The organism is Nisaea sp. (genome assembly GCF_040217065.1).
In the GTDB taxonomy this organism is placed as follows: Bacteria; Pseudomonadota; Alphaproteobacteria; order Thalassobaculales; family Thalassobaculaceae; genus Nisaea.
This window is the reverse complement of record NZ_JAVJNX010000010.1, coordinates 303,598-319,126: the sequence shown is the minus strand read 5'-3', so window position 1 is coordinate 319,126 and position 15,529 is coordinate 303,598. Positions and strand designations below refer to the sequence as shown.

The 15,529-nt window shown below is 64.3% G+C and carries 14 protein-coding genes; 6 read left to right on the top strand and 8 right to left on the bottom strand.

What is annotated here, in order from left to right:
- Positions 1–18: 18 nt before the first annotated feature.
- Both RH950_RS17545 and RH950_RS17540 read left to right on the top strand, forming a co-directional pair.
- Positions 19–498: an RNA pyrophosphohydrolase gene (locus RH950_RS17545; protein ID WP_350059028.1), complete on the top strand. Its 480-nt coding sequence runs from the start codon at positions 19–21 to the stop codon at positions 496–498.
- Positions 499–672: 174 nt separating this feature from the next.
- Complete coding sequence (locus tag RH950_RS17540; protein WP_350059027.1) at positions 673–1,842, top strand: hypothetical protein; 1,170 nt, start codon at positions 673–675, stop codon at positions 1,840–1,842.
- A 59-nt stretch (positions 1,843–1,901) separates the two neighbouring features.
- Here RH950_RS17540 and RH950_RS17535 read toward each other — a convergent pair whose 3' ends face one another.
- The 6 genes from RH950_RS17535 to RH950_RS17510 form a co-directional block, all read right to left on the bottom strand.
- Entirely contained in the window at positions 1,902–2,303 is a 402-nt protein-coding gene (locus tag RH950_RS17535; protein WP_350059026.1) for a F0F1 ATP synthase subunit epsilon, read from the bottom strand.
- A 32-nt stretch (positions 2,304–2,335) separates the two neighbouring features.
- On the bottom strand, positions 2,336–3,760 hold the full coding sequence (atpD, locus tag RH950_RS17530) for a F0F1 ATP synthase subunit beta (protein WP_350059025.1): 1,425 nt from the start codon (positions 3,758–3,760) through the stop codon (positions 2,336–2,338).
- A gap of 77 nt (positions 3,761–3,837) precedes the next feature.
- Positions 3,838–4,722 (bottom strand): F0F1 ATP synthase subunit gamma, encoded by an 885-nt coding sequence (locus tag RH950_RS17525; protein ID WP_350059024.1) that lies wholly within the window; start codon positions 4,720–4,722, stop codon positions 3,838–3,840.
- A 35-nt stretch (positions 4,723–4,757) separates the two neighbouring features.
- Positions 4,758–6,293, bottom strand: coding sequence for a F0F1 ATP synthase subunit alpha (gene atpA / locus RH950_RS17520; RefSeq protein ID WP_350059023.1), 1,536 nt, complete (start codon positions 6,291–6,293; stop codon positions 4,758–4,760).
- Positions 6,293–6,844: a F0F1 ATP synthase subunit delta gene (locus RH950_RS17515; protein WP_350059022.1), complete on the bottom strand. Its 552-nt coding sequence runs from the start codon at positions 6,842–6,844 to the stop codon at positions 6,293–6,295. Before RH950_RS17515 ends, atpA begins: the two co-directional genes overlap by 1 nt.
- Before the next feature lie 211 nt (positions 6,845–7,055).
- The gene (locus RH950_RS17510; protein ID WP_350059021.1) at positions 7,056–9,281 is read right to left on the bottom strand and encodes a primosomal protein N'; all 2,226 of its coding nucleotides are present in this window, start codon (positions 9,279–9,281) and stop codon (positions 7,056–7,058) included.
- Positions 9,282–9,510: 229 nt separating this feature from the next.
- On the opposite strand from RH950_RS17510, the gene fsa reads away from it, so the two are divergent.
- The 3 genes from fsa to RH950_RS17495 are packed head-to-tail and all read left to right on the top strand — an operon-like array spanning position 9,511 to position 11,856.
- Positions 9,511–10,164: a fructose-6-phosphate aldolase gene (gene fsa, locus RH950_RS17505; protein WP_350059020.1), complete on the top strand. Its 654-nt coding sequence runs from the start codon at positions 9,511–9,513 to the stop codon at positions 10,162–10,164.
- Positions 10,165–10,180: 16 nt separating this feature from the next.
- Positions 10,181–10,930, top strand: a complete 750-nt coding sequence (locus RH950_RS17500; protein ID WP_350059019.1) for a DUF484 family protein — start codon at positions 10,181–10,183, stop codon at positions 10,928–10,930.
- Positions 10,909–11,856 (top strand): tyrosine recombinase XerC, encoded by a 948-nt coding sequence (locus tag RH950_RS17495; RefSeq protein WP_350059018.1) that lies wholly within the window; start codon positions 10,909–10,911, stop codon positions 11,854–11,856. The genes RH950_RS17500 and RH950_RS17495 overlap by 22 nt, the downstream gene beginning before the upstream one ends.
- Before the next feature lie 7 nt (positions 11,857–11,863).
- Here the strand turns inward: RH950_RS17495 and RH950_RS17490 are convergent, their stop codons facing one another.
- Positions 11,864–12,367: a hypothetical protein gene (locus RH950_RS17490; RefSeq protein ID WP_350059017.1), complete on the bottom strand. Its 504-nt coding sequence runs from the start codon at positions 12,365–12,367 to the stop codon at positions 11,864–11,866.
- A 153-nt stretch (positions 12,368–12,520) separates the two neighbouring features.
- On the opposite strand from RH950_RS17490, the gene RH950_RS17485 reads away from it, so the two are divergent.
- Positions 12,521–13,879: an NAD(P)/FAD-dependent oxidoreductase gene (locus RH950_RS17485; RefSeq protein ID WP_350059016.1), complete on the top strand. Its 1,359-nt coding sequence runs from the start codon at positions 12,521–12,523 to the stop codon at positions 13,877–13,879.
- Between the two features lie 176 nt (positions 13,880–14,055).
- On the opposite strand, the gene lpdA is transcribed toward RH950_RS17485, so the two are convergent.
- Positions 14,056–15,462, bottom strand: coding sequence for a dihydrolipoyl dehydrogenase (gene lpdA, locus RH950_RS17480; RefSeq protein ID WP_350059015.1), 1,407 nt, complete (start codon positions 15,460–15,462; stop codon positions 14,056–14,058).
- Between the last annotated feature and the right edge of the window lie 67 nt (positions 15,463–15,529).

The window sequence follows — 15,529 nt, the reverse complement described above, 5'->3', positions numbered from 1 at the left end:
CGATTGGAGAATGCCGAGATGGCCGGTCAAGCGGATGACCTTCCCTATCGTCCCTGCGTCGGGATTGTGCTGATCAACAACAAAGGCGAGATATTCGTCGGGCGGCGCGCCGATACCAGACCCGACGCATGGCAGATGCCCCAGGGCGGTATCGACGATGGCGAGGAGCTGCTGGGCGCAAGCCTGCGGGAGCTCGCCGAAGAGACCGGGGTGACGACGTGCGAGGTTATTGCCGTGACGCCGGACTGGCTGACCTACGATTTCCCGTCCGACATGGTGCGCACGGGAATAAAGGCGCGCTATCGCGGACAGAAGCAAAAATGGATTCTGGCCCGGTTTACCGGCGCGGAGTCCGAAATCGATCTCTCCGGCCATTCCGCGGAGTTCGATGCCTGGCAATGGGTTGGGAGTGATCAGGTGCTGCGCCTGATCGTGGAGTTCAAGCGGCCGGTTTACCAGACCGTCATCGACCATTTCGCCCAACACCTTTCGCGCTAGTTTCCTTGCCTTCAGCCACCGGGCTGATAGGGTTGATAGAGACCGGCATCCAATACCGGGCCATTCTCACGAATGGCCGACCGCCGGTCGGGAGAAACGGAAAGCCGAGGTGCGATGGGCGCGGCGAGCGATACCCTTCCGCAAACATTCGAGCGTCGCGGGACTTGTGTCCCCATGCTGTCGGTTCCGGCATTCAATCACCTGCGTGTGCGCGAATATCTCGGAGGGCGCGGGCGCTTGCTCGAAGCGACCATCCCGAATTTCTCCGGCACCCGTCGCGGCGAGTTTGCCATTGTCGATTGGAAACAGCTGCCCAGCATGGGAACGCTTTCCGAGCGTGACCAGGAGGTCCACGGCCGGATTCTCCAGACCAGTAATGCCCAGGATCTCGACCCAATCAACGTCCGCTCCATCCTGCAACAGGCCGATTCCGCCTACAGCCCGGACGAAGAACGCCGCCGTCTGGCACGGGAACAGGTCCAGCGCGACCTCGAGGAAAAAGAGATCGTACGGATGTCCTGCATCGCCCAGATGACGCGCGAATGCGGCATTGCCCAGGGCGATACCTTCATGGCGCGGGCGAGTACGCAGACGCTGCTGAACCTGATGACCGGCAAGAGCGCGGTCGAAGGATTCCGCATGGATGAACTGGTCGCCAAGGTCATGGGGCACACGGCGGTGCGCGCCGGCTGTTCCGTCGAGGAAGTCCGCGACTGGCTGGAGCCCCTTGTCGGGCTGATTGCCCCCTTTGGCAGCGTTGACGCCGACAAGAGCAAGAAAACAAGCGGCTTCCTGTTCCGCCAGCATCTTCGCCTGCTCGAGTTCCGCGGCTCCTTGCAGACCTATGCGGCGCAGGCGCGTCCCGAGGTGTCGGACTCTGTCGAGCTTGTCATCAAGGTCACGGACCAGACAATCGGCTATGTCAGCGAGCGCATTGTCACCCTCGACGGCTTGCTCGCCAGCATCGCCGGCATGTTCAGCACGGTAGAGAATTCGGTCGCCATACTGCAGAAGCTGCGGCGGGAGGTTGCCTATGGGCTGGACGGATGGGACGATCTTGTCTCTGTCTGGCTGGATGCGTTCGAGAACAGTCATCTGATCGGCGGCGAACAGGGATTGGAGCGGGCCATTCTGCATATTCTCTGGCACCTGCCCGTGCTGCCTTACAAGGAATTGCACGGCGACGCCTTCGACACCCAGTCCTCCGTCGAACGGGCACGGGTCAGGATCGTCAGTCAGATGCATTCATGGCAGACCGACGAAATGGACCACGAACTGCGCGAGCGGGTCGAGAAAGGCAAGGAAAAGTCAGACCGGGAAAAAGCCGGCTGGAACAGCAAATAGAAAAACGGCCGACGCAAGCGCCGGCCGTTTCATTCTCTCGAGCCCCGTGAGCGCGGTGGTCAGCCGACCGCGGCGCGAAGGGCTTCCAGAACCGTGATCCGCTGCTCGATCCGCTCGCGGTCAAGATCCGTCTTCGCATCCTTCAGATCATCACGCAGATCCGCAAGGTCGGCATCGACCTTTGCGGAATCCACCTGGTTCAGTATCTGGGCTTCTTCGGCAAGCACCGTGCAGCGGGTTTCCGTCACTTCGGCGAAACCGCCGGCAACGAAGATCCGCTCGGCCACGGAGCCGTTCTGGTGAATGTCGATCACCCCGGGCTCAAGGGTGGAGATCATCGGCGCGTGGCGCGGCAGCACACCGAAATAGCCTTCCGTGCCCGGCACGACGACCATTTCGGCCGCTTCCGAGTAGAGAAGCTTTTCCGGCGATACCAGCTCGAACTGTGTCGTCTCGGCCATGTCTATGGCTCCACTCCGTTAGGCAACCTGAATTAAGCCGCTTCCGCCGCCATCTTCTTGGCCTTCTCGACGGCTTCCTCGATGGTGCCGACCATGTAGAAGGCGGCCTCCGGAAGATCGTCATACTCGCCGGCAACGATGCCCTTGAAGCCCTTGATGGTGTCCTCGAGGGAAACCAGCTTGCCCGGAGACCCGGTGAAGACCTCGGCAACGTGGAACGGCTGGGAGAGGAAACGCTGGATCTTCCGGGCGCGGGCCACGGTCTGGCGATCTTCTTCCGACAGCTCGTCCATGCCGAGAATGGCGATGATGTCCTGCAGGGACTTGTAGGTCTGCAGCACTTCCTGCACCGAACGGGCGATCTGGTAATGCTCGTCACCGATGATCCGCGGATCGAGCATCCGGGAGGTGGAGTCGAGCGGGTCAACGGCCGGGTAGATGCCGAGCTCGGCAATCTGACGGCTGAGAACCGTGGTCGCATCAAGGTGCGAGAAGGACGTGGCAGGTGCCGGGTCGGTCAAGTCATCGGCAGGCACGTAAATGGCCTGCACCGAGGTGATCGAGCCCTTCTTGGTGGTGGTGATGCGTTCCTGCAGCATACCCATGTCGGTCGCCAGGGTCGGCTGATAGCCCACCGCCGACGGGATACGGCCGAGAAGTGCGGACACTTCTGAACCGGCCTGGGTGAACCGGAAGATGTTATCCACGAAGAACAGCACGTCCTGGCCTTCTTCGTCGCGGAAATACTCGGCCTGGGTCAGACCGGTCAGCGCGACGCGCGAGCGGGCACCTGGCGGCTCGTTCATCTGGCCATAGACCAGGGCTGCCTTGGAGCCTTCGCCGTCCGGAACAATAACGCCGGATTCAACCATCTCGTGGTAGAGATCGTTACCTTCACGGGTCCGCTCACCGACGCCCGCGAACACGGAGTAACCACCGTGCGCTTTCGCGACGTTGTTGATGAGCTCCATGATCAGAACCGTCTTGCCCACGCCGGCGCCGCCGAACAGGCCGATCTTGCCGCCCTTGGCGTACGGAGCCAGCAGATCGACGACCTTGATGCCCGTGACCAGGATCTCGGCTTCGGTGGACTGCTCGGCAAAGGACGGAGCCTGGCGATGGATCGGGGATTTTGTCTTGGTCTTGACCGCAGGACCGTCGTCGACCGGGTCGCCGATGACGTTCATGATGCGGCCCAGGGTTTCCGGACCGACCGGAACCATGATCGGGGAGCCGGTATCTTCAACCGGCTGTCCGCGCACCAGGCCTTCGGTACCGTCCATGGCGATCGTGCGAACCGTGCTCTCACCGAGGTGCTGGGCAACTTCCAGAACCAACAGGTTTTCACCATTCTTCGTATGCAGGGCGTTCAGGATGGCCGGGATCTCGCCGTCGAACTGAACGTCGACAACGGCGCCGATTACCTGTGTGACTTTGCCTGTCGCAGTCTTAGCCATAAGTCAGCTCCAAACCTCTATCCGGGTTATCCGGATCCTCGTTAATTCCATTCGATCAAGACTGTCTTCAGTGCGGCCTAGACGGCCTCGGCACCGGAGATGATCTCGATAAGCTCTCTCGTGATGTTCGCCTGACGCGCCCGGTTGTAGTTCAGCGTCAGTTTCTCGATCATGTCGCCGGCATTCCGCGTGGCGTTATCCATCGCGGTCATCCGGGCTCCATGCTCACTGGCATTGCTTTCCAGCAGCGCGGTGAAGATCTGCGTCGCAACGTTGCGCGGCAGCAGCGCGGCCAGGATTGTTTCCTCGTCCGGCTCGTACTCGTAGAGAGCGCCGCTCTCCGTCTTGGACGACCCCTCTTCCACCTCCGGCATACTTACCGGAATGATCTGCTGGTTGGTGACGACCTGAGTCATCGCCGACTGGAAGCGGTTGAAGAGCAGGCTGCAGATGTCGAAATCTTCGTTCTCGAACATCTTCAGGATCTGGGCCGCCAACTCGTCGGCGGAGGCGAAGGCCACACCCTTGCGGGTCACGTCCTGGACGGAACCGACAATGAGGTCGCCGAATTCGCGCTTCAGGGCATCACGGCCACGACGGCCGACGCAAAACAGCTTGACCGTCTTGCCGGCAGCACGCATCGACCGGACGCGCTGGCGCGCCGACCGGATGATCGTGCTGTTGAAGCCACCGCACAGGCCCCGGTCTGCCGTGAAGACCACCAGCAGGTGGATATCGTCGCGACCGGTTCCCGACAGCAGCTTCGGGCCGCCGGCCTGCGTCGCGGCTCCGGCCAACGACGCAATCATCCGGTTCATCCGCGCGGCATAGGGCCGGGAGGCTTCCGCCTGTTCCTGGGCACGGCGGAGCTTCGCCGCCGCGACCATTTTCATGGCAGAGGTGATCTTCCGCGTCGACTTGACGCTGTTGATCCTGATCTTCAGGTCCTTGAGGGTGGCCATGTATGCTCCTCGCTCTGCTCGCTAGCTGCCAATCCTCAGGCGAAGGTCTTGACGAAGCTGCTGAGGAATGCCTTCAGCTTTTCTTCGATATCGGCAGTCAGCGCCTGCTCGGTCCGGATCGCGTCCAGGATGTCCTTGCCCTTGGCACGGATATCCGAGAGATAGGCCTGCTCGAAGCGGGTCACATCGCCGAGCGGCAGCTCGTCGAGATAGCCACGCACACCGGCATAGATCACCGCAACCTGCTCTTCCACCGTCAGCGGAGAATATTGCGGCTGCTTCAGCAGCTCGGTCAGGCGGGCACCACGGGCCAGCAGCTTCTGCGTGATCGGGTCGAGGTCCGATGCGAACTGCGCAAAGGCCGCCATTTCACGATACTGGGCGAGTTCCAGCTTGATGGAACCGGCAACCTGCTTCATCGCCTTGATCTGGGCGGCGGAGCCGACGCGGCTGACCGAGAGACCGACGTTCACGGCCGGGCGGATGCCCTGATAGAACAGCTCGGTTTCGAGGAAGATCTGACCGTCGGTGATCGAGATCACGTTGGTCGGGATGTATGCGGAGACGTCACCGGCCTGGGTTTCGATGACCGGAAGGGCGGTCATGGAACCGGCACCGTGCTCATCATTCAACTTCGCCGCACGCTCGAGGAGACGGGAGTGCAGATAGAATACGTCACCCGGAAATGCTTCACGCCCCGGAGGACGACGGAGCAGCAGGGACATCTGGCGATAGGCGACGGCCTGCTTGGACAGATCGTCATAGACGATGACACTGTGCATGCCGTTGTCGCGGAAATACTCACCCATGGTGCAACCGGTATACGGCGCCAGATACTGCATCGGCGCCGGCTCGGACGCGGTTGCGGCCACGACGATGGAATATTCCATCGCGCCGTAATTTTCCAGGGTCTTCACGATCTGCGCGACCGTGGAACGCTTCTGGCCGATGGCGACATAGATGCAGAACAGCTTCTTGCTGTCGTCGTCGCCTGCAGCGTCATTGACGGCCTTCTGGTTGATGAAGGCATCGATGGCGATGGCGGTCTTGCCGGTCTGGCGGTCACCAATGATCAGCTCACGCTGGCCACGGCCGACCGGGATCAGGCTGTCGATGGCCTTCAGGCCGGTCTGCATCGGCTCATGCACGGATTTCCGCGGCATGATGCCCGGCGCCTTCACTTCGACGCGCTTGCGCTCGACATCTTCGAGCGGGCCCTTGTCGTCGATCGGGTTGCCGAGGCCGTCGACAACGCGGCCCAGCAGGCTCTTGCCGACCGGAACGTCGACGATGGAGCCGGTCCGCTTGACGGTGTCGCCTTCCTTGATCGACCGGTCGTCACCGAAGATAACGATACCGACATTGTCGCTTTCGAGGTTCAGCGCCATGCCCCGGATACCGCCCGGGAATTCCACCATTTCACCAGCCTGGACCTGGTCCAGACCATAGACGCGGGCGATACCGTCACCGACGGAGAGAACCTGACCGACTTCGGCCACTTCTGCTTCGGTACCGAAATTCGCGATCTGTTTCTTCAGAATCGAAGAAATCTCAGCGGCGCGGATATCCATCAGCCAACACCTTTCATGGCAAGCTGCAGACGCTGCAGCTTGGAACGGATTGAATTGTCGATCATGCGCGAACCAACACGCACGATAAGTCCGCCGATCAAAGCCGGATCGACAGAGAGATTAACGGAGACCTTCTTGCCGACGGCCTTCTTCAGCGCATCGGAGATGTCGGAAAGCTGGGCATCGCTCAGCTCAACGGCAGAGGTCACATCGGCCGTCACTTCGCCGCGCCGGGCGGCAAGCTGGGCCAGAAATGCGGTGATCATGGCGTTCATAGCGAAGAGACGACGGTTGGATGCCACGGCGCCGAGGAATTTCTGGGTCAGCGCATGCGCCCCCATCTTTTCCAGCACCGCGGCCATACCGCGTGTCTGCTCTGCCCGTGTCAGGACCGGGGAACGCACAAGGCGTGAGAGGTCAGGGCTTTCGATCAGAGCCTGCCGCAGGGATTTCAGATCCCCCGCAACGGCATCCAAAGCCTTTTCCCCTTCCGCCAGCTCATAGAGGGCGGAAGCATATCTTCCGGCCAAGCCTGTCGTTTCGGAAGCCACCAGGGAACGCCTCATTCCAGAGATTATCGCCGTTTACCGGGCACCGTTTCGAAAGCGCACCGTTTATCAGCGAATATTGAACAACAAAAACCCTCGTTGACGGCAGTTTCCGCCAAGCGCGGCGGTTCTCTAGCATAGAGGTTCACCCCGTGCAAGCGGTCGGTTGCCGCTTCCCGCAAGGCGGGTCGCCCCGCACGGAAGGCTGGGGCCCTCAGAGGAAACTATACGGGTCGATATCCACCGCCACGCGCACCGAATTCGGCACCTCCACGCGGCCGAGCCAGGCCCGCAGCACAGCCTGGATATTGACGTCGCGCCGGGTCTTGATCAGCAGACGGCGGCGGTGCCGGCCGCGCAGCAATGCCAGCGGTGCCGGCGCCGGACCAAGCACCGCAACGCCCTCGATATCCGGTGCCGCACGGCCGATCCGGCTGGCCACCATGTCCGCCTGGTTGGCATCGGCCGCACTGACGATGATCGCGGCCAGCCGGCCGAAGGGCGGCATGCCCTGCTGCTCCCGGGCCGCGGCCTCTTCGGCGAGGAAGCCGTCGCGATCCCAGGCCGCGATCGCTTTCAGAACCGGATTCTCCGGCTGATGGGTCTGCAGCAGCACACGGCCGGCATGTTCCGCCCGGCCGGCCCGGCCGGCCACCTGGTGCAAAAGCTGATAGGTCCGCTCCGACGCCCGCAGATCGCCGCCGGCGAGACCGAGATCCGCGTCGACCACACCGACGACGGTCAGTTTCGGGAAATGGTAGCCCTTGGCCACGATCTGGGTGCCGAGCAGGATATCCACTTCGCCGGCCCGGACGCTGCGGACGAACTCGGCCGCGGCCGTCGGCCCCTGCAGGGTGTCGCTGGAGACGATCTGGAACCGGGCATCGGGAAACAGGGCCGCGACTTCCTCCGCCATCCGTTCCACACCGGGACCGCTGGCAACGAAACTGTCTTCGGCTGCGCATTCCGGGCAGGTCTTCGGCAGCCGCGCGCTGTAGCCGCAATGATGGCATTGCAGGCGGCCGAGCAGACGATGTTCGACCAGCCAGGCCGAACAGCTCGGACATTCCAGCCGATGCCCGCAGGCCCGACACAGGGTCAGCGGCGCATAGCCCCGGCGGTTGAGGAAGACCAGTGACTGTTCGCCGGCGGCAAGCGCGCCCGCGATCGCCTCGATCAGCGGCCGGGACAGCCAGCGGCCGCGTTCCGGCTGATCCCGGCGCAGATCGACCAGTTCCACCGACGGCAGGGTGGCGACACCGTGCCGGACGGTCAGACGCAGATGCTGGTAGCGGCCATTCTCGACATTGCGCATGGTCTCCAGGGCCGGCGTCGCGGACACCAGGATGACCGGACAGGGGGTCAGGCTGGCCCGGACCACGGCCATGTCCCGGCCGTGATAGATCACCCCCTCCTCCTGCTTGTAGGCGGACTCGTGCTCCTCATCGACCACGATCAGGCCGAGATCGGGAAACGGCAGATAGAGTGCGGAGCGGGCGCCGACCAGCACGCGGGCCTTGCCCTCGGCGACCTGGCGCCAGGTATGCCGGCGGCGGCGCGGCTTCAGCTCGGAATGCCATTCCGCCGGGCGCACGCCGAAGCGGGCCTCGAACCGGTTCAGCCATTCCGCCGACAGGGCGATTTCCGGCAGCAGAACCAGGATCTGCTTGCCCATGCGCAGCGCGGTCGCAACCGCCTCGAAATAGACTTCGGTCTTGCCCGCCCCGGTCTCGCCGTCGAGCAGCACGGGGGAAAACCGTTCTGCGCCCACCGCGGCGATCAGGGCTTCGGCCGCCGTATGCTGTTCGTCCGACAGCGGAGTCTCCCGGGGCAGATCCGGATCGGGCTGCGGGAACGGCGCATCCGCCGGCAGCGCCACGCTGACCAGCCCGCCCCCCTCGGCCAGGCCCTTCACCACAGACGTGCCGACACCGGTCTCATCGGCGATCTCCCGCGCCGTGCGCGGCGGCCCCTCCGCCAGCAGATCAAGCACCCGGCGGCGGGCCGGGGTCAGCCGCAGCCCGAGCGCTTCCACCGCCCCGGTTCCGCCGGACAGCGCGGCATAGGCGGTCACCGGTTTCGCCGGCTCGAAGGCGTCGGGCACGCTGATGGCCATGCGCAGCACGGCCCCCTGTGCCGTCAGCGTGTAGGACGCGGTCCAGTCCACCAGCTTCAGCACAGCCTCCGGCAAGGGCGGTACCGGCAGGGCGCGAATCACCGGTTTCAGGCGGCTCCGCGCCACCTGCCCGCTCTCCGGGTCTTCCGCCACATCAAGGGCCCAGACCACACCGGTGGTGCGCCGGTTGCCGAGCGGCAGTTCGACGATGCTGCCGCACTGCAGCGCCATCTCGGCATCCGCCAGATAATCGTAGGGACCGGCCAGCGGCAGCGGAATCAACACCTGGATACGGCGGGACTCATCGGGAAATAGATCGGACATGCGCCGGAGTGTGGCGAGGTGTTCGGCGCTCCGCAACGGTCTCGGTCAGGCAATGGCGGGCCGCCGGCCTCACAGGGGCGGACCGGACCTTCTGTTTCCTGCAGTTCCGTGAAAGCCTCCGGCATCATCCCGGCGTCACTGGTACCCGTCCCCTGTATGCGCTAGACTCGCTTCGTCGATTCAGCCATACGGGGCGCGGATTCACCACCTGCCGAGGATACAGGACGACATGAAGTTTTTCATCGACACTGCGGATGTCGCGGAGATCAAGGATCTGGCCGCCACCGGTCTCGTGGACGGGGTGACGACCAACCCGTCGCTCATCGCCAAGTCCGGCCGCCCGATCCTGGAAGTGATCAAGGAAATCTGCGGCGTCGTCGACGGTCCGGTCAGCGCGGAAGTCACCGCGACCGACCACGCGACAATGATGAAAGAGGCGGCCCTGCTGCTCAAGCTGGCCGACAATATCGCCATCAAGGTGCCGCTGACGGTCGATGGTCTGAAAACCTGCAAGGCGCTGAGCGACGACGGCATTCAGGTCAATGTCACCCTCTGCTTCTCCGCCGGGCAGGCCCTGCTGGCCGCCAAGGCCGGTGCCGCCTTCATTTCGCCCTTCGTCGGCCGGCTCGACGATATCGGCATCAACGGCATGGACCTGATCGCGGATATCGCGGACATCTATGCGAATTTCGATTTCGACACGGAAATCCTGGTCGCCTCAGTGCGCGGCCCGCAGCATGTCATCGACGCCGCCAAGCTCGGCGCGGATGTGGCCACGCTGCCGCCGGCCGTGCTGCGCAGCCTGTACAACCACCCGCTCACCGACAAGGGTCTCGACGCCTTCCTGAAGGATTGGGCGAAGACCGGGCAGAGCATCCTCTAGGGACGGACGGCAAGCGATGACAGGCAAGGGCTCCGTGGCGGAACCGGGCAAGAAAAGCGTCAAGCAGGCGGCCAACCAACCTGCCGCCACGCTGACGGCCGGACAGGTCGCGGACTATCTTTCCGCCCATCCGAACTTCCTGGTCGAGCACCCGGAGCTGATCGACGTGCTGACCCCGCCGAGCCGGACCAGCGGCGGGGCGGTGGTCGACATGCAGCATTTCATGCTGGAGCGGCTGCGCGCCGAGAATCAGAGGCTGAAGGATTCACACGCCGGTCTGATCGCCACCGTGCGCGGCAACCAGTCGACCCAGAACCGCATCCACGCGGCGATCCTGCGCATCGTGGCCGCCAACTCCTTCGACAACCTGATCCAGTCAGTGACCATCGACCTGCCGGTCATGCTCGGCATCGACGTGGTGACGATCTGCATCGAGGCCGGCGACGTGCCGATCCCGAAGGCCTATGCCTCGGGCGTGCGCTCCATCCCGGCCGGGACCATCGACCGCAAGATCGGAGTCGGCAGGGACGTCATGCTGGCCGCCAATGTCGAGGGCGATGAAGAGATTTTCGGCTCGGCCGCCGGGCTGGTCTCGTCCATGGCGCTGGCCCGCATCCAGGTCAGCCCGCACTCGCCGATGGGCCTGATGGCCTTCGGGACACGGGACGGCGAAGCCTATCATCACGGTCAGGCAACCGAGCTGCTGAGTTTCCTGGCCCGCACTACGGAGCTGACCATCCGGCAATGGCTGAACCTTCCGGGCTGACCAAGAGCGAAACCATCACCGATCTCAACGGCGCCGTCCGGGTCTGGAAACAGTGGCTGACGAGCGAGAAACGCGCCTCCGCGCACACCCTCACGGCCTATGAGCGGGATCTCGAACAGTTTCTCGAGTTCATGCAGGATCATCTCGGCACGATTCCCGGCTTTGCCGATCTCGCCGCCCTGAAGCCGGCGGATTTCCGGGCCTATCTGGCCCGCCGGGCGGCCAAGGGCTACGCCAAGACCTCGACCGGCCGCGCGCTCTCCGTGATCCGCGGCTTCTTCCGCTTTCTCGAACGGCGGGGCGTGCTTTCGAACGCCGCCATCTTCTCCATCCGGGGGCCGCGCATTCCGGCCTCGGTGCCGAAGGCGCTGACCGTCGCCGAGGCGGCGGAAACCCTCGACGCCATCGGCGATCTCGCCTCCGAGCCCTGGATCGCCGCCCGCGACATCGCGCTGGTCTCCTTGCTCTACGGCGCCGGTCTGCGCATCGGCGAGGCGCTGGCGCTGAACCGCGATGCGCTGCCGGTCGGCGAGACGCTCTCCATCACCGGCAAGGGAAACAAGCAGCGGATCGTCCCGGTGCTGCCCGCCGTCCGCGCCGCGATCGACGATTATATCGCCCAGTGCCCCTATCGGGGCGGCCCGGAAGATCCGCTGTTCCGCGGCGCCCGGGGCAAGCGCCTGCAGGCCGGCATCGCCCAGCGCACCATGCGGCTGGCCCGGGGCTGGCTGGACCTGCCGGAAACCGCGACGCCGCATGCCCTGAGACATTCCTTCGCCACCCACCTGCTGGCCGGCGGCGGCGATCTGCGCGCCATCCAGGAACTGCTCGGCCACGCGTCGCTCTCCACCACCCAGCGCTACACCAGCGTCGATGCGGAGCGGCTGATGGACGTGCACAGCCGGGCCCATCCGAGGGATCGCTAGGGCAGGCCTAGTTCCGGAAGAACACCAGCTTGCGGTCCTCCTCCCAGTCCGGCACCCAGAAATAATAATGCAGGTCGCACATGCCGTCCTCAAGGATGATCGCCATCGGACAGGCGCCCTCGATGCCGGTCATCTCCCGCACCTCTTCTCCGGTGAGTTTCTCCAGAGAGATCTTCGGCGGCGGCGTACCGGTGCCGCACAGACCCATCTGGTTTGCGCTGTCGAAGAAGGTCAGCACTCCCTCCGAGACCAGAACACCCTTCTCGTGCGTCGCCACGACCAGCTGAAAGGTGCGCCCATCCGGATTATCGTCGCTGACATAGCCGGCGACCTTGTCCTGGAAGCCGTCACAGGTAACATCGCCGGTTTCGACCTGCCAGTCGTGGCGATAGGCGTTCGCGCCGCCCTGGAAGCGCATCTCGGCGCTGAGCTCACCCTCGGTGACATCCTGCGCCCCGGCGCCACTGCCCCACAGCAACACGCAGCCGAAGGCCATCAAGACAAACCGCATCTGCAGACACTCCCCATCCGTTTCACCCGAGTGCGCTTGCACAGCGTTATCGGCTCGGCCATGCTCACTACCAGTTCACCCGGCGGCGGCCCGCGCCCGCATGGCACTGCCGGCCCGCCAGTCTAATCATAGCGTCCGAACAGGGAACAGCCGATGCCCGAGATTGCGCATAAGGGCTATATGCCGACCATCTGGGAAAGCCTCGCCGCGGCACCGCATCCCTCCCTCAGTTTCCAGAGCTCCTTCTGGCATTCCGTTGCCCCGGCAGGTCCCGCCTGCACCCGCCTCGAGGGCGAGGCGCGGACGGAGATCGCGGTTGTCGGCGGCGGTTTCCTCGGTCTCTCGACCGCCCTGCATCTGGCCGAGGCCGGGCACAGGGTGACCCTGCTGGAAGCGGACGAGGCCGGATTCGGCGCCTCCGGACGCAATACCGGTTTTGTCGTGCCCAATCTCCTCACCGGTCTCGACCCGCGCCATGCAAAGGAGAAATTCGGGCCGGAGAAAGGCGAGCTGCTGGTCCGCATGCTCGGCGAGGGCGGCGATCTGGTGTTCGACCTGATCCGGCGTCACCAAATCGACTGCTGGGGCAAGCAGACCGGCTGGATGCAGCCGATCCATACGGCGAAGAAAACAGCCTGGCTGGAAGACCGGGTGCAGCAGTGGCAGGCGCTCGGCCGGCCGGTCAGGCTGCTGTCCCGGGACGAGGCGGTGGCCGAGACCGGATCCGAGGCCTATCATGGCGCCTTCCTCGACCCGACCGGCGGCCATATCAACCCGCTCGCCTTCGTGCGCGGGCTGGCCCATGCCGCCGTGAAGGCCGGGGTCACGCTGCATAGTGACAGCCGGGCGACCGGGATCGGTAAAAAGGGTGCCGAATGGCATCTGCAGACCGATCACGGCACGCTGATCGCCGACCGGGTGCTGCTGACCACCAACAGCACCGGCGGCGGGCTCGCGCCGAAGGCGGAAGGCACCCAGTTCCCGATCACCCTGTTCCAGGTGGCAACCCGGCAGCTCGATCCCGAACTGCGCAAGAGCGTCCTGCCGAACGACCGCTGCTCCGCCGATACCCGCAAGGACCTGATCGCCTACCGCTGGACCGACGACAACCGGATCGTCACCGGCGGGCTGCTGGCCAACCCGCTCGGCTCGCTGGAACGGGGCCGCACGCACCATCTCGGCCGGCTGCAGGAACTGCTGCCGCAACTGCCGAAGCTGGAAGCGGAATTCTACTGGCAGGGCCGTCTCGCCGCCGCGCGGGATTACATGCCCCGGCTGATGCAGCTCGGCGACGGCGCATTCTCCGCCATCGCCTGCAACGGACGCGGCATTGCCATGACCACCGCCCTCGGCCGCAAGCTGGCCTACTGGCTCTCCGGCGGCGCCAACGAGGATCTGCCGCTGCCGATCACCGCCCCGGACCCGGTCCTGCTGCCGAAGCTGGCGCCGCTCGCCTTTTCGTTCTGGCTGCCGATGGGCCGGCATCAGGATGCGAAGGATATGAGGGAGTAAATTCCCTCTCTCCCTACATCGTCATCCCGGGCTTGACCCGGGATCTCCCGAGGCCGGACTCAGCCCGAGGATCATAAAGGTCCCGGCTCTCCGGCCGGGATGACGAATAGATAAGTTTCCAAACAAAAACCGCGGCTCGAAGGCCGCGGTTTTCTGTGTGAACTCGAAAAGCCCGATCAGATGTGGATTGCGCCCTTGTTGACCGCGAGGCCCGCTTCCTTGACCGCTTCGGCCAGGGTCGGGTGGCCGTGGCAGATCCGGCCGATATCCTCGGCGGAGCCGCCGAACGCCATGACGGCCGCAACCTCATGGATAAGATCGCCGGCACCCGGGCCCATGATATGGGCACCGAGCACGGCATCCGTCTTCTTGTCCGCCAGGATCTTCACGAAGCCCTCGGTCATCCCGGTCGACTTGGCGCGGGCATTGGCGCTGAACGGGAAGGAGCCGGAATTGTATTCGACGCCCGCTTCCTTCAGCTGCTCCTCGGTCTTGCCGATGCTGGCCACTTCCGGCCAGGTGTAGACGATGCCCGGAACCAGATTGTAATCCACATGGCCGGACTGGCCCGCCATGGTCTCGACCGCGGCAACGCCGTCTTCCTCGGCCTTGTGCGCCAGCATCGGGCCCAGGATCACGTCGCCGATGGCGAAGATGCCCGGCACGTTGGTCTCGAAATCCGCGTCGACGGTGATGAAGCCGCGCTTGTCCATTTCCACGCCCACCTTGTCGAGGCCGAGGCCTTCGGTGAAGGGCCGGCGGCCGATGGCGACCAGCACCACGTCGGCGTCGATGGTTACGGCATCGCCGCCCTTGGCGGGTTCGGCCGTCAGGGAGACGCCGGTCTTGGTCTTCTTCGCCGCCGTCACCTTGGTGCCGAGCTTGAAGGTCATGCCCTGTTTCTGCAGCACGCGCTGGAATTTCTTGGCGACCTCGCCATCCATGCCCGGGACGATGCGGTCGAGGAACTCGACGACAGTCACCTTGGCGCCGAGACGGGCCCAGACGGAGGCCATCTCGAGCCCGATCACGCCGCCGCCGATGACCACGAGGTGATCCGGCACCTTGGCGATGTCGAGCGCGCCGGTGGAAGTGACAATTTTCTTCTCGTCGATCTCCAGACCCGGCAGCGGGGTCGGCTCGGAGCCTGTGGCGATCAGGACGCGCTCGGTCTTGAGCACTTCCTTCTTGCCCTTCTCGCCGGTGATCTCGACCTCGGTCGCGGACTTCACCACGGCGGAGCCGGTCTTCCAGTCGATCTTGTTTTTCTTGAACAGGAAGGCGACGCCGCCGGTGAGCTGTTCGACGACGCTGGCCTTGTTCGCCATCATCTGTTTCAGGTTCAGCTTCACGGAGCCGACATCGATGCCGATATCCTTCAGGTGATCCTGGGCCTCGGCATATTTCTCCGAGGAGGAGAGCAGTGCCTTGGAGGGAATGCAGCCGACATTGAGGCAGGTGCCCCCGAGGGTCGCGCGCTTTTCGACGCACGCCACTTTCATGCCCAGTTGCGCGGCACGGATGGCGGCCACATAACCGCCCGGGCCCGCACCGATGACGACGAGATCGTAGCTGTCAGCCATGGTAAATCGCTCTCTTGTCCAGCTCGTTCTTGGGAAGAAGCGCGCGGGACAAGCCCGCGCGCAATCC

Coding starts and splice junctions, on each gene's coding strand:
- RH950_RS17545 (WP_350059028.1), top strand. CDS start 19: ATGGCCGGTCAAGCGGATGACCTTCCCTATCGTCCCTGCGTCGGGATT.
- RH950_RS17540 (WP_350059027.1), top strand. CDS start 673: ATGCTGTCGGTTCCGGCATTCAATCACCTGCGTGTGCGCGAATATCTC.
- RH950_RS17535 (WP_350059026.1), bottom strand. CDS start 2,303: ATGGCCGAGACGACACAGTTCGAGCTGGTATCGCCGGAAAAGCTTCTC.
- atpD (WP_350059025.1), bottom strand. CDS start 3,760: ATGGCTAAGACTGCGACAGGCAAAGTCACACAGGTAATCGGCGCCGTT.
- RH950_RS17525 (WP_350059024.1), bottom strand. CDS start 4,722: ATGGCCACCCTCAAGGACCTGAAGATCAGGATCAACAGCGTCAAGTCG.
- atpA (WP_350059023.1), bottom strand. CDS start 6,293: ATGGATATCCGCGCCGCTGAGATTTCTTCGATTCTGAAGAAACAGATC.
- RH950_RS17510 (WP_350059021.1), bottom strand. CDS start 9,281: ATGTCCGATCTATTTCCCGATGAGTCCCGCCGTATCCAGGTGTTGATT.
- fsa (WP_350059020.1), top strand. CDS start 9,511: ATGAAGTTTTTCATCGACACTGCGGATGTCGCGGAGATCAAGGATCTG.
- RH950_RS17500 (WP_350059019.1), top strand. CDS start 10,181: ATGACAGGCAAGGGCTCCGTGGCGGAACCGGGCAAGAAAAGCGTCAAG.
- RH950_RS17495 (WP_350059018.1), top strand. CDS start 10,909: ATGGCTGAACCTTCCGGGCTGACCAAGAGCGAAACCATCACCGATCTC.
- RH950_RS17490 (WP_350059017.1), bottom strand. CDS start 12,367: ATGCGGTTTGTCTTGATGGCCTTCGGCTGCGTGTTGCTGTGGGGCAGT.
- RH950_RS17485 (WP_350059016.1), top strand. CDS start 12,521: ATGCCCGAGATTGCGCATAAGGGCTATATGCCGACCATCTGGGAAAGC.
- lpdA (WP_350059015.1), bottom strand. CDS start 15,462: ATGGCTGACAGCTACGATCTCGTCGTCATCGGTGCGGGCCCGGGCGGT.